General features: G+C 52.6%; 15 protein-coding genes. 14 read left to right on the top strand and 1 reads right to left on the bottom strand.

What is annotated here, in order from left to right; translation table 11 throughout:
* Positions 1-119 precede the first annotated feature (119 nt).
* Positions 120-1,400, bottom strand: a complete 1,281-nt coding sequence (locus tag H6F67_RS08760) for a folylpolyglutamate synthase/dihydrofolate synthase family protein (RefSeq protein WP_242020562.1) — start codon at positions 1,398-1,400, stop codon at positions 120-122.
* A gap of 198 nt (positions 1,401-1,598) precedes the next feature.
* On the opposite strand from H6F67_RS08760, the gene ndhC reads away from it, so the two are divergent.
* The 14 genes from ndhC (at position 1,599) to H6F67_RS08690 (ending at position 13,121) form a co-directional block, all read left to right on the top strand.
* Positions 1,599-1,961, top strand: coding sequence for a photosynthetic/respiratory NAD(P)H-quinone oxidoreductase subunit C (ndhC, locus tag H6F67_RS08755; RefSeq protein ID WP_190765378.1), 363 nt, complete (start codon positions 1,599-1,601; stop codon positions 1,959-1,961).
* Complete coding sequence (locus tag H6F67_RS08750) at positions 1,952-2,689, top strand: NADH dehydrogenase subunit K (RefSeq protein ID WP_190765376.1); 738 nt, start codon at positions 1,952-1,954, stop codon at positions 2,687-2,689. Before ndhC ends, H6F67_RS08750 begins: the two co-directional genes overlap by 10 nt.
* Complete coding sequence (locus H6F67_RS08745; RefSeq protein ID WP_190765373.1) at positions 2,682-3,203, top strand: NAD(P)H-quinone oxidoreductase subunit J; 522 nt, start codon at positions 2,682-2,684, stop codon at positions 3,201-3,203. Before H6F67_RS08750 ends, H6F67_RS08745 begins: the two co-directional genes overlap by 8 nt.
* A gap of 109 nt (positions 3,204-3,312) precedes the next feature.
* The gene (locus H6F67_RS08740) at positions 3,313-4,176 is read left to right on the top strand and encodes a phosphodiester glycosidase family protein (protein WP_190765372.1); all 864 of its coding nucleotides are present in this window, start codon (positions 3,313-3,315) and stop codon (positions 4,174-4,176) included.
* 33 nt (positions 4,177-4,209) lie between these two features.
* Positions 4,210-4,758, top strand: coding sequence for a hypothetical protein (locus H6F67_RS08735; protein WP_190765370.1), 549 nt, complete (start codon positions 4,210-4,212; stop codon positions 4,756-4,758).
* 75 nt (positions 4,759-4,833) lie between these two features.
* Entirely contained in the window at positions 4,834-5,733 is a 900-nt protein-coding gene (locus H6F67_RS08730) for an ROK family protein (protein ID WP_190765400.1), read from the top strand.
* A 34-nt stretch (positions 5,734-5,767) separates the two neighbouring features.
* The gene (locus tag H6F67_RS08725) at positions 5,768-6,301 is read left to right on the top strand and encodes a tetratricopeptide repeat protein (RefSeq protein WP_190765368.1); all 534 of its coding nucleotides are present in this window, start codon (positions 5,768-5,770) and stop codon (positions 6,299-6,301) included.
* 332 nt (positions 6,302-6,633) lie between these two features.
* Entirely contained in the window at positions 6,634-6,837 is a 204-nt protein-coding gene (locus H6F67_RS08720) for a hypothetical protein (RefSeq protein ID WP_190765366.1), read from the top strand.
* Between the two features lie 349 nt (positions 6,838-7,186).
* Positions 7,187-9,103 (top strand): hypothetical protein, encoded by a 1,917-nt coding sequence (locus H6F67_RS08715; RefSeq protein WP_190765364.1) that lies wholly within the window; start codon positions 7,187-7,189, stop codon positions 9,101-9,103.
* A 52-nt stretch (positions 9,104-9,155) separates the two neighbouring features.
* Positions 9,156-10,808: a DUF3685 domain-containing protein gene (locus H6F67_RS08710; RefSeq protein WP_190765362.1), complete on the top strand. Its 1,653-nt coding sequence runs from the start codon at positions 9,156-9,158 to the stop codon at positions 10,806-10,808.
* Positions 10,809-10,852: 44 nt separating this feature from the next.
* Entirely contained in the window at positions 10,853-11,413 is a 561-nt protein-coding gene (locus tag H6F67_RS08705) for a thylakoid membrane photosystem I accumulation factor (protein WP_242020561.1), read from the top strand.
* 63 nt (positions 11,414-11,476) lie between these two features.
* The gene (locus H6F67_RS08700; protein WP_190765358.1) at positions 11,477-12,133 is read left to right on the top strand and encodes a DUF3386 domain-containing protein; all 657 of its coding nucleotides are present in this window, start codon (positions 11,477-11,479) and stop codon (positions 12,131-12,133) included.
* Between the two features lie 110 nt (positions 12,134-12,243).
* Complete coding sequence (locus H6F67_RS08695) at positions 12,244-12,483, top strand: NifU family protein (RefSeq protein ID WP_190765355.1); 240 nt, start codon at positions 12,244-12,246, stop codon at positions 12,481-12,483.
* 122 nt (positions 12,484-12,605) lie between these two features.
* Complete coding sequence (locus H6F67_RS08690; protein ID WP_190765353.1) at positions 12,606-13,121, top strand: hypothetical protein; 516 nt, start codon at positions 12,606-12,608, stop codon at positions 13,119-13,121.
* Positions 13,122-13,250 lie beyond the last annotated feature (129 nt).

The following is a 13,250-nucleotide window of genomic DNA, read 5'->3' as shown; positions in this document are numbered from 1 at the left end:
AAGATTTGGGTCGGTCAAGTTTCTGTTTCAATTAGTCACACATTGTCAAACCTTTGCTTTTGCCAAAGCATTTATGTACGGCTACTGTTCATCTCCTATTTAGGATTGCTGTACATTGCTTAGGCAGAAGAATTTAGTTTTTGCCGCAGAAAATGCCCAATCAAATAAAGCGATCCACACAAGACGATCGCTCCTTCCGCTTTTGTCGCTTCCAACGCTGCAATTTCATCTGAAAATACTTCGCAAGCACTTAGATTCGGACAAATCGATCGCGCCAAATCCGCCAGTTTTGCCAAATCAACGGGCGTATGCTCAGGAACGGGAACGAGAAACAGCGAATCGTGCGATCGTAACAATTCCCGCAAAATATCAGCGTGATCTTTGCCACCAATCATGCCGATAATCCACTGAATCGGCGGCGAAATGCGATCGCTGCTGTCCAGATATTGCCGCAGCGCGATCGCCCCTGCCGGATTGTGTGCGCCGTCAATCAGCAACGTTCGATCGCGCCAAGTCGTCCACTGCAAGCGTCCCGGCCAGCGCGTTTGCTTCATGCCCTGCCCGATCGCCTGGTCGGAAATCTGCCAGCCCTGCTGTCGAAGGATTTGCAAGGTAGCGATCGCCAAACTGGAATTGATTAGCTGATGCGATCCCAACAGCGGCAGTGGATAAGTGATCGTTGAGCCGTCGGATGCAGTGTACTTTGCCCAGCCGTTTCCCAGATCGATCGCAGGCGGCGGAAAAACGGCAGGACAGTTCAATGCTTGGAGGCGATCGAAAATCACGGCTTCGGTTTCTGGCGGCAGCGGCGCGAGGACAGCAGGACATCCAGGCTTGAGAATTCCAGCTTTTTCGCGGGCAATGTCGGCCAAGGTGGGACCAAGTCGCTGCCAGTGTTCCAGGCTGAGCGAGGTGATGACGCTGACCAAGGGGCGATCGATCACGTTCGTCGCGTCCAGTCGTCCACCCAGCCCGACTTCCATCACGGCCACATCGACTTGCTGCTGTGCGAAGTAGAGCCAAGCGGCAGCAGTAAACACCTCAAACTGAGTCGGGGAAGGTTTTTGGGGATCAATGGCTTCGACCACTTGCTGAAGCAGATTCAGGAGATCGGTAGGATCGATCGCTTCACCGTTCACGCTAATTCGCTCATACCAATTCACCAGGTGCGGCGAAGTATAGCGCCCAACTCGATAGCCCGCCTGCTCCAAAACCGAACTGAGATAAGCACAGACCGAGCCTTTGCCATTACTGCCCGCAACGTGCAGCACGGCCACCTGCCGCTCTGGATTGCCCAAAGCCGCCAGCAGCGTTTGAATCCGCTCTAGGCCAAGTTCAACGCCAAAGTGGGCGAATCGATCGAGCAGCGCTTCCACCTGAGTCAGCGGCGATGCAGTCAAACAAGTTTCTCCTGAAGTCATAGCCCTACTCAGATTCAGCGGATCTCTATTTTGCGGCATTGCCGCCACTCGATCCCCACCAGCCTATCGATCGCATAAATACTCCGTATTCCCCCCCAGCCCAAAAGCCATATCTTAGAATGTAAAAGGACGGTAACATAATGACTAACCAACCCTTATTAGAGCGGTCAATCTATTGTGTTTGTCCTCAGTGGTTACGAATACCTTTTAGGCTTCTTGCTCATTTGCAGCTTGGTTCCGGTTGCCGCCTTTGTGGGAGCGCGGCTGCTGCGACCCAAGCGCCCAGGAGTCGAACGCCGCACCACCTACGAATCTGGGATGGAGCCGATCGGAGGAGCCTGGATTCAGTTCAACATCCGCTACTACATGTTTGCGCTGGTCTTCGTGATCTTCGATGTGGAAACGGTGTTCCTTTATCCTTGGGCGGTGGCGTTTCACCAGCTTGGGCTGCTGGCATTTGTTGAAGCCCTAATTTTCATCGCAATTCTTGTGATTGGTTTGGTTTACGCCTGGAGGAAAGGAGCGCTCGAATGGTCTTAAATCCCAATGCCACCGCTGGCAACGATCTCATTCAACAAATGACAAACCCGATCGCGTATCCCGAAGTCACCAAAGACCTCTCGGAAAACGTGATCTTGACAACTGTAGACGATCTGCACAACTGGGCGCGACTGTCAAGTCTGTGGCCGATGCTGTATGGAACCGCCTGCTGCTTCATCGAATTTGCTGCCCTGATCGGGTCTCGCTTTGACTTCGATCGCTACGGCCTCATCCCCCGCTCTAGCCCCCGTCAAGCCGACTTGATCATCGTGGCCGGAACGATCACGATGAAGATGGCTCCTGCCTTCTTGCGTTTGTATGAACAAATGCCCGATCCCAAGTACGTGATGGCAATGGGAGCCTGCACAATTACCGGAGGCATGTTCAGCGCCGACTCGCCGACGACGGTTCGCGGTGTCGATAAGCTGGTTCCGGTTGATGTCTACATTCCCGGTTGCCCGCCGCGCCCGGAAGCGATCATGGACGCGATCATCAAGCTGCGTAAGAAGATCGCTAATGAAGCCGTGCAGGAGCGCGGACAGCAGGCACAAACGCACCGCTACTACTCGGTCAGCCATAAGATGAAGCCTGTGCCGCTGATTGACGACGGCAAATATCTACAGGCTGAATCGCGTCAGGCTCCGCCGCGAGAACTGATGGAAGCGATGGGAATGCCCGTCCCCGAACTGCAATCGCAGACTCAGAAAGAGGAGATCGATCGTGGCTGAAGAACAAACCGCACCGGAGCAGCAAGCGTCGATCGTAGAGGCCGGAAAAACCTCGCGCTGGCTGACGGAAAACGGCTTTGAGCATGAAGCGCTCGCCCCGGACGTGCGCGGCATTGAAGTGATCAAGGTCGATCGCGACTTCTTGATTCCCTTCTCCACTGCGCTCTATGCCAACGGCTTCAACTATCTCGCCATGCAGTGCGGCTATGACAGTGGCCCCGGCGGTGATTTGGTCAGTGTCTACCATCTGGTGAAGATGACTGACAATGCCGACAATCCCGACGAAGTGCGCCTCAAGGTCTTTCTGCCGCGCGACAATCCGACCGTTCCTTCGGTCTACTGGATCTGGCACTCGGCAGACTGGCAAGAGCGCGAAACCTACGACATGTACGGCATCATCTACGAAGGCCACCCGAACCTGAAGCGCCTGCTGATGCCTTCGGACTGGGTGGGCTATCCGCTGCGGAAAGACTACGTTTCGCCGGATTTCTTCGAGCTACAGGATGCTTACTAAGGGCTGAGGACAAGCACGAAGCGCATCCTAAAATAGAAGTTGTGATGGCTAGGGCGCAAATTGCGCCCTTTTTTGTGTCTAAAATCGCTGGAGTCGTGCGATCGCCACCATGAAAAATTTTGCTTTGGGAATTTGCCTCGCCCTGCTGCTGGTGCTGCTGCGATCGCTACCTCTGTCCCACGCAATCGCTCAGCAACCCGCTATCCCCACACCACAGTACCGAGTCGAATCGCTGCCGAATGCGATCGTTCACACGCTGACGATCCCTAAGTCGATTCCCCTCACGATTGCCCTGTCACCAACGCTCGATCGCCTCGAAACGCTGGCAGAATCACAGGGCGCACTTGCCGCCATCAATGCGGGATTTTTCGATCCGGTGAATGGGCGATCGACTTCGTTTATTTCGATCGAAGGTGAACTGGTAGCTGACCCGCGCCAAAACGATCGCCTGATGCAAAATCCCGATCTTGCGCCGTATTTGGAGCAAATTCTCGATCGCAGCGAATTTCGGCAATATCAGTGTGGCGAGGAATGGCAGGCGGCGATCGTTCCGCATTCCGCTGCGATTCCTGCTAACTGCACCTTACATCTGGCGATCGGGGCTGGCCCCCAGCTTTTACCCACTCTGACCGCAGAAGCAGAAGCGTTTGTAGACGAATCGGCTGGACGAGACGCGATCGGATTACGTCAGCCCAACGCCCGCAGCGCGATCGGTTTAACCGCAGTGGGCGATATCGTTTGGGTGATGGTTGCCCAACGTCCCGACGCTCCATCAACTTCAGGATTTTCGCTGATTGAACTGGCAGACTGGCTCGATCGCGCTGGCCTTGTTCAAGCCTTGAATTTCGATGGCGGCAGTTCGAGTTCGTTTTATTATCAGGGTGAAACTTTTTATGGAAAGGTGAATGGGCAAGGTGAAAGGGTGGAGCGATCGATCAAGTCGGCTCTACTTCTGCAAACTATCGATCGTTGAGCAATAAAAATTATTCAATGAAGTATTCATTTTATGGGCGAATGGGGCATTGAAAACTATCAGCCAAGATGGACAAATTCAGCTTCAAAGCTAGCAGATTTGCTTGCCGCAACACCGATCGTTGGCCTTCAAGCTAAATCCGTTTGGGTATTATGGGATAGCAAGCAGAATCAGTGGTTCAATGATGCTCCGGTTGTAGTTTGTACTAGCAGCAATCAGCTTGAGTTCTGTGCTAAAACATTAAATTCTTTTTCGTTCTCGGTGAATTCGATCGACCTAACTTCACCCGTCTATTGGTGTGGCAGCGAAGAATTAGGATTTGCTCCGTTGCAGTGGATTCAAGAGGCTTACTTTCAAACTCAAAGGCTGAAGGGGAAACAGATTGCAGCAATTCGCATTGTAGAAGAATGCCTTGATAAAAATATTCAGATTGGTTTGGGTTATGAGCAATGGGCGATCGCAGGCGTAGAATTGCGTTTTGAAAGTGACCGTCTTCAAATCCTGAATGGGTTAGACTGCAATCAACTATTTTGGAACAAAAAGTTATTTCCAGAGATGAGATACTTCGACATTACTTACTAGGCAACCTATTTTTAAGATGGCATGAGCGATCGCCCCCAATCGTATAATGAACTGCATGGAACTTTTAGCCGGAACATGAGCGATCGATCGGTCATTGGTGTTGACCTAGGCGGAACGGCAATTAAATTAGGACGATTTGACGAGCAGGGAAACTGTTTACAGTCGTTGACCGTTCCCACACCGCAACCTGCCTCTCCCGAAGTAGTTGTGGCCGAAATTGCCAGAGCGATCGCGCAGCTTGACGGCGATCGAACCTGTGAGGCGATCGGCGTAGGCACACCGGGACCTGCGGATGGGGCAGGGCGAATTGCGCGAGTGGCGATTAATTTGGCGGGCTGGCGCGATGTGCCGTTGGCAGACTGGCTGGAAGCGAAAGTCGATCGCCCCGTTGTGATTGCGAACGATGCGAACTGTGCGGGATTGGGGGAATATTGGCTCGGTGCAGGACGAGCGTTTCAGCATTTGATTTTGCTGACGTTGGGAACGGGCGTCGGTGGTGCGGTGATTCTTGATGGTCGCTTGTTTGTCGGGCATCACGGCACGGCGGCAGAACTGGGACTGATTACGCTTGACCCAAACGGGCCAGAATGCAACAGCGGCAATCGTGGCTCGCTGGAGCAATATCTTTCCGTTCCGGCAATTCGGCGGCGAACCGGATTGGAGCCAGACGAACTAGGGCGGCGAGCAGCAGCCGGAGATCCAGAGGCGATCGCTTTTTGGCAAACTTATGGGCGCGATCTGGGAGCCGGACTTGCCAGCTTGATCTACGTCCTCACGCCCGAAGCCGTGATTGTTGGCGGTGGCGTGAGTGCCAGCGCTCCGTTTTTCCTGCCGATCGCACAGGCAGAAATCGATCGGCGCGTTTTGCCGAGTTCTCGCCCCGGACTGCAAATTCTTCCTGCCAGCTTGGGAAATCAGGCGGGCATTGTCGGCGCGGCCAAACTTGCGTGGCAGAAGGTGCAATCCGGGGTGTAGCCTAAAAGAAAGTGGACGAATTTTAGTAAAAGCTATGGACGATCGCTTGCTCCCCGCCGTTTATCTCGGCATCCTGGTCGGCTTGCTGCTGATTGCGGGCGTATTTTTGCTGCGCCAAGTGCTGAAGACGCGCCGCGTTGAAACGACCTTTGCGCGGCTGCAAAGCAAGCTCAACAAAGAAAAAGGTACGGCTCAAGAACACTACGAACTCGGCGGCATCTATTTGGACAAAAAGCTGTATTCTCAAGCGATCGCTCAGTTCCAAAAAGCCCTCAAAGGTAAAGAACTGGGCGGTGCAGAAGCGATCGCAGCCATCTACAACGCGCTTGGCTTTGCCTACACCTCGCAAGAGCAATATGACCTAGCCATTCGCAACTATAAGGATGCGATCGAACTCAAGCCCGACTACGTGACGGCCTTAAACAACTTGGGCTTTGCCTACGAGAAAAAGCAACTGATCGCGCAGGCCGTTGAAGCGTATGAAGCCGCTCTCAAGGCCGACCCCAAAAACGCAACGGCCAAACGCCGCAGTGAAGCTTTGAAAAAGCGTCTCGTACCTTCCACCTAGTCCTTAATATATTTTCATGCATTGCCCGTACTGGTTTTTTCGGTGCGGGCATTTGGCTTTTCAGTAGATTTGCGGCGATCGCGTTTGTGAACAGTCGCTTTTCAGTACTTTAATTTAAGTAAAATTTTACACATTCTTTATCTTCTTCAAGTTTTCTGGGAATCTTGGGAATAGCTTGATTTTTCAGTCGATAATTTGCAAGTATAATCACGCAAATCTCAAGTTTGCACTGGTTTCTCGACTCGTTGCTTATCCAAGAAAGCACAGGCCTGTCACTTGAACCTCAAGAAAATGACGATGCGACCGCAACTCAAAGGAGTGAATCTATCCCCATGCAGGCAGACGTAAACGCAATTCCAGAATCGATCGAAGCCCTCACACACCGTATTTTCACCACTGGTAGAATCACACGAGCCGACGAAAACCTACTCCTTCGCGCCACCCGCTCCGCCACAACCCTCAATCACGAAGAATACAACCTCGTTCGCCAAATGCAGGTGCGGTTGCAGATGGGATTGTTAAAAGTTGTGGATTAGTGAGAAATTTGCCTCGGCTGGAGTTACCGCTAGCCGAGCCGTCGTGAGTTCCTACTTCGGTGTTTGAGGTTCGATCGCGACCGATCTGTGTAGCGATCGTTCGTCTGCAAACCGCTTCAAGATCGAGTGCAATTTGGGTTTGAAAATTGATTGCGATCGCTGCTTCATCAATTGCAATCAAATTCTTCCTGAATTATCACCTTGATCCCTGAAAATCATGAGAATTTGCTGCTCAGTTTGGTCAATCACCCCTTACAATAAGCGGCAATTCATGTTTTTGCTGGGGTTGTTTTTGGAAGAGCAACCTAGCAATCGATCGAAGACGGCTTGAGCGCGGACGGAAAAGATTATGGCGAAAAAACGTTGGTGGAAATGGCGGCAAGAAGCCAAGCTGAATTGGAATGACATTGTAGATACAGCGGAAGAATCGCAGCCCACAACAGAAGCCGACTGGCTGCAAAGTGCAGTTCCCCAGTCGATCGTCAATGATGCGATGCCGATCGCAATTCCTGAACCGGAACCTGCTCCTCCTGCAAAGCCCGCATCGCCAACGCCTTCGGTTTGGCCTTGGCTGCTGAGCGCTTTGACCATTTGCAGCGCAACGGGCGGCCTGGCGTTTTTGTGGCTGGCAATGCTGCCGCCGCCGACGGACTGTCAAAACATCACGCGCCTGTCTGCGGATGCCGAACGGCTCTACTGCGCTCAGCAGGCTGCTCAGTCCGGTGAGGTCGCGCAACTTGCCACCAGCCTCAGCGAGATTGGCGCTTGGCCTGCCACTCATCCGCTTTATAACGAGGCGCAAAAGGCGATCGAAACCTGGTCAAACCTGCTGATTGGCGATGCCAAACGCGCTTTTAATCAAGGCAATATTCAACGCGCCAACGAAATCATCGGCTACATTCCCACCAACAGTCCACGCTACAAAGAAGCGCAGACCGCGATCGCCGATTGGCGCAAGCAGTGGCAGCAAGGCCAATATATTTACAACGTGGCGCAAACCGCGCTGCGAAATCAAAAGTGGGACGAGGCTTCGGCGCAGCTTTCGGCTTTGGCAGAATTAGACAATCCGTTCTGGCGCGAAAAACGCCTGCGCGACTTGAGCGAGCAGCTTGTTTTGGAACGCAAAGCGTGGCAGCAGGTGATCGCCGCACGGCAAGCTGTGCAAGCCGACACGCCGCAAAATTTGGGAGCGGCCATTACGCTCGCGCTAGAAGTCGATCGCGACTCTTATGCTTGGGTTCGCGCCAAGGCAGATGTCGATCGCTGGACAAATCGAATTGTCAGCATTGGCTGGCAGCAGTGGAAAGCCGGAAACCGCATTGCGGCAGCAGGTGCGATCGAACAGATTCCCAAAAGCATCGCGCTTAATCCGACTGCTCGCGACATGCTGGTGTTTGGTCAAGCACAGGCACGAGTCAGCGAAGCGCAATCTGAGTGGAAGCCTGCCCTTTCTCAGGTTGTGAATTTGCTAGAAGGAATTACTGCGCTGCACCGAATTGAGCCGGGAAGCGCCTTCTACGGGCAGTCGCGCCAAGATTTGCAAAACTGGAAGCGGCAGCTTGAAGACGTAACGCGATTGCAGTATGCCAACCTTGCCGCGAGCCTAGGTCAAAAATCCACGCTGGAAATGGCGATCGCTCAGGCCAGTCAAATCACGCCGACGCGCCCCCGTCGCCAGCAGGCGCAAACCCTCACCGCCCATTGGCAAAATCAAGTTGAGCGCATCGAAGATCGTCCGTTTATTTTGCGGGCGCAGGCAATGGCCGATCCTGATTCGATTCCGGCGTTGAAGGGCGCGATCGCAGAAGCAAGTCAGGTCGCACTCGGACGATCGCGTCGTGTCGAAGCGCAAACGCTGATTGCCGACTGGACAAACCAAGTGGAACGATTGGAAGACCAGCCGATTCTCGATGAAGCCCGATCGATCGCCAACAGAGGCCGCTACAGTCAGGCGATCGTGGTTGCCAGTCGCATCCAATCTGGTCGGGTTCTGTATGGCGAAGCGCGATCGGACATTCGGCGCTGGCGCTATCAGATTTTGCTGGCGCAAGATCGATCGATTCTGCGGCAGGCTCGCGCGTTGGCCAGTGTGGATAGCTTGACGCTGGCAATTAACAAAGCGTCGCAAATTCCGCCGGGTCGTCCGCTCTATGGTCAGGCACAAGCAGAAATCGCACAGTGGGCGATTCGTCGTCAGGAAATTTGGGATATGTGGGCAGCCGAATCCGGTAGCAGCTACGACGACGGCTATGATGAATCCTATTAAGCGGATTTCCTCAATCATGCCGATTTGAGGCCGATTTTTCACTCGTGCCCTAATGCCGCGATCGACGCTCCTGCTAATTGATGAAGATGTGATATTCGGCCAAGCTTTGCAAGTTTGGCTAGAGTCGATCGCCCAAGTTGTCAGCATCGCAAACGCTGACACGGCTTTGTCCGTACTGGCTACCGCTGCGATCGATCTGGTTTTGATCGATTTGCGTCAGGGTTTACCCTTGGTTGAGCAAATCCGGGCGCAGTATCCAAGCTTGCCAATTTTGGTGCTGAGCGATCGCTACGAACCAATCTTGCTAGCTGCGGCTCGACAAATCGGCGCAACTGGATACTGCACCAAAGATCAAAATGCGGATGTGCTGCTGAGCGCAATTCGCACAGTTGCCGCTGGTCAACCGTTTTGGCAGCGCTCGATCCCCGCTCAAGCGCCATTTGCCCGACTGCGACGCGATTGGCGGCAGTTAGGACTGCGACGGATCAACACGACTTTGGCCGAAATTAACGCCCAGCTTCAGCAAAATCTTTCCCCGCTCGATCGCGCCATTTTGGAAGGTCGCGCCAGAGAATTGCGAGTTTCCCGCTGGATTGTCGATCGCATTTCGGGCGCACCCGATCAGCCGATCGAACCCGCAATTGATCCGCTGCTCGATCGCTCGACGCCGCCTGCTTTGCCGACTGCTTCCGTTGAGGCAATTACCGTTGTCGAGCCACAGTCGGCTCAGATGGATGTGAATGTGTTGCGATCGCTTTTGTGGGATCGCATCGTCGCCAAGCTGCAAACGAACTTACAAAATCAGACAAACATCACGCTGGAAATTGACATTTTACGCATCGACAAAAAGCGAGAACTGTTCTTTTTAATTCTGCGAAGAATTGAAGATGTAATCGCAGAATTGCGCTATTCGCAAGTGTCGATCGAGCAGCTTTTTGAAAATCGATCGCTGATTCTCCAAGATTTGTGGCAGGCGATCGTCACCGATTTTTTTGGCAAATACGCCCAAATTCAAGTCGGGCGGCAGCTCGTCTCAATCGTCGAGGTGCTGCTTCAGGAACGAGAAACGGTGCTTTCTGCCATCCTCGATTCCATCCCCGAAACGCCCGAACTGTTTGCCCATCTGCTCTATCAAACGCCACTCGTCATCAACGGACAGCCACAGCCAACCGGAAATCCTGAAGCGCTTTTACAGGCCGAATTGCTGTTAGGAAATCTAATCATTCAGCTTGCCAATAGCATCATTCAACCGCTGCTGAATCGATTTGGCAATGTGGCGATCGTTCAGCAAGCTTTCTACGATATTCGCTTAATGTCAGTGCGAGAAGTCGAGCGATTTCGCAACAATTTGTCCTGGAAATATCGCCTGACGCAGCTTGTGATTGAACCGAAAGCCATTTTTGAAAGTCGCCATTTGCTGCTGTATTTTTCCGATCGCGGCATCGAACAAACCGCCATCTATGCACCTCGCAATCAAGAACTCGATCGACTGGGCGGAGTTCCCCTCGTGGTGACGATCGCGCTGGAAGCGCGGGATGCGATCGCGCCTCGATTGCGCTCTACACTTTCCGTCCTGGGTAGCGGCGTGGTTTACGTGCTAACCGAAGTGGTCGGACGGGGAATCGGTTTGATTGGGCGCGGCATTCTCAAAGGGTTGGGCAGCGCCTGGCAGGATGTGCGGACGGGGCGCGATCGCCGTTTGTGAACGTCATGCTTCACAATTGGAACAGGCTGCAATTGGGAAACGCTATGAATTGGATTCGACAAACCTGGCGGCGAGTTCTGCTGCTACTTTTGGTGCTGGGGCTAAGCTGCCTGCTCAGCGCAAATCCGGCTTGGGCAGGTCGTGACGACGATCATTTTGACGGCAACATCTTTCCGCTCTATGCCGGAGATGGCGCACTTGTGCCGCCTCGCGTCAGTTTGGCGCAAGCACTCAAAGACCATCGACCCGTTTTGCTTGAGCTTTACATTGACGACAGTTTTGACTGTAAGCAGTATGCACCGCTGATTTCGCGGATGAACGGCATTTATGGCACAGTGGCGGATGTGATTGCAATTAGCACCGATCGCCTTCCCCAGAAAGACAACTTTGAGCCGAATGAACCGGGCTATTACTACAAAGGACTTGTGCCGCAAACGGTAATTTTCGATCAGGCGGGTAAAGTGCGGCTGAACGAAACCGGAGTGCTGTCCTACGAGCAAATTGACGATGTGTTTCGCGACATCTTTGATTTGCTGCCGCGATCGGAATCGGTTCCGCTGGTGCGGCGATCGAGCAACGAACTGAGTACGGAGATCGCGAAATAGCCGCCCGTCGCGCATTCTGCCAAACTCGATACACTGTTGAAAGTACACCCAGAGGTTGAGACGATGCAGGTTCGGGAATCACAAGGACAACAAACCGACGCTCGCAGCTTGTTCAAGGCGGCGTATGAAAATCGCTACACTTGGGACGAAAATTTCCCTGGCTACACGGCAGAGGTGACACTCAAGCAGGGTGGCGAAACCTACACGGCCAAAGTTCACATCAACCGCGACCTCAGCTACGAATTCACCGATCTCTCGGACGAAAAAGGCCGGGAACTGCTGCAACATCACCTGTGGGAAACTGTGACGCACCGCAAGCGATCGAACTTCGAGCAGGCACACGGCAAGAATACGTTTAGCCTCGGTGAAACCGACGAAACCGGAGCAACCGAAATTCAAGTGTCCGGCGACGCAATGGGTTCACACTACAAAATTCGCAACAACGAAATTTCTCAGGTGAACCGGACGATGCCGCAAGTTGCCTTCTCGATCAACCACAAAGGCAGCTTGGATACCGGATCAGGCTACATCTCCGCTCGCTATGATGTTGTCTATCGCAATCCGAAAACCGATGAAATCGTCGGTGAAAATGATGTCGATAGCGAATACGAAAAAATTGGCGACTACTATCTGCTGACTCGCCAGGTGACGCGCAGCAATCAGCAAGGCCAGCAAGATACACAAGAAGTCATCTTCTCAAACATCCAACTGCTAAGTTAGGGGTTTGGGAACAGTCTGACGATTTCTGACATTCGATCGCAGACTCCCCAACTCGCTTACTTAAACGACTGTTTTACAATAGAACTAGCCCACTAACCTCGGTGAAACGAATGCAAACAATGGAATTGACCAGAGACAACGTTGAAAAGGTGCTGGACGAACTGCGCCCCTATCTGATCGCCGATGGCGGCAACGTGGAACTGGTGGAACTCGATGGCCCGGTTGTCCGCCTGCGTCTGCAAGGCGCTTGCGGGTCGTGCCCTAGCTCAACCATGACGCTGAAGATGGGCATCGAACGCCGTCTGCGCGAATATATTCCGGAAATTGTCGAAGTCGAACAAGCATTTTAAGTGCCAGATTTCTCAAATACTGGTAGTTTTTGAAGCAGGAGAAACCTAACGGTTGTCCTGCTTTTTTCTGTTCTGCTGTTTGCAGGGCGATCGAGCCATCTGGTTGAAGCTCAAGAAGCATCATGAAATTTAATTCTCGATTAAGTGCTGCTGTGACCGCTCTTAGAGATATTGTTTCTGCTCAAGGTGAGCGTGAATCGAGTCAACCCGCTGTATTTATTCAACAGATTCAAGGCTGGTTTGAGCAGTTTATCCTGCCGCTTTATCCTGAATCTCCAAAGCAGTTTTTAGCAGTTCGATTTCTGCTTGAGACACCTGTAGCAGAAATTCCTGCAACACCAGCTAGTTGCTCAAGATTTAAGCAATTCGTTGAAAAGTTCAGCTATCGCGATCGCAGTAACTTCATTCGATCGATTGCCAATTTAATCAATGACTTAATCATCCATCGGCATCCCGACTGGCTAGATCCGCTTCAAGGTGATTATGAATACTACTATTGCCCGACCACTGATGAAGTTGTGTTAGAGGGTGAATGTGGAGGAACACTGACATTAAGCGGCCAGCCTTGGGATGGCGGAAAATCTTTAGTTCCAGCGAAGCGATCGATCCTAGTGAAAGCAGGTGTACTGCTTGAATAAGCTGCTAAACACGACGTTGAAATCGCGGGAGCCGCATCGATCGATATGATGTAATTGCTTGCCGCTCAGCTAAAACATTCTACGCAAAATTGCACGGGTTGCACTCATCTAGCAACACCAAACCGTCCC

Origin of the sequence: Microcoleus sp. FACHB-1515 (assembly GCF_014696105.1) — a bacterium.
Lineage (GTDB): Bacteria > Cyanobacteriota > Cyanobacteriia > Elainellales > Elainellaceae > JAAUTJ01.
The sequence above is the reverse complement of the archived record's forward strand: the minus strand, read 5'-3'. Positions and strand labels throughout refer to the sequence as shown.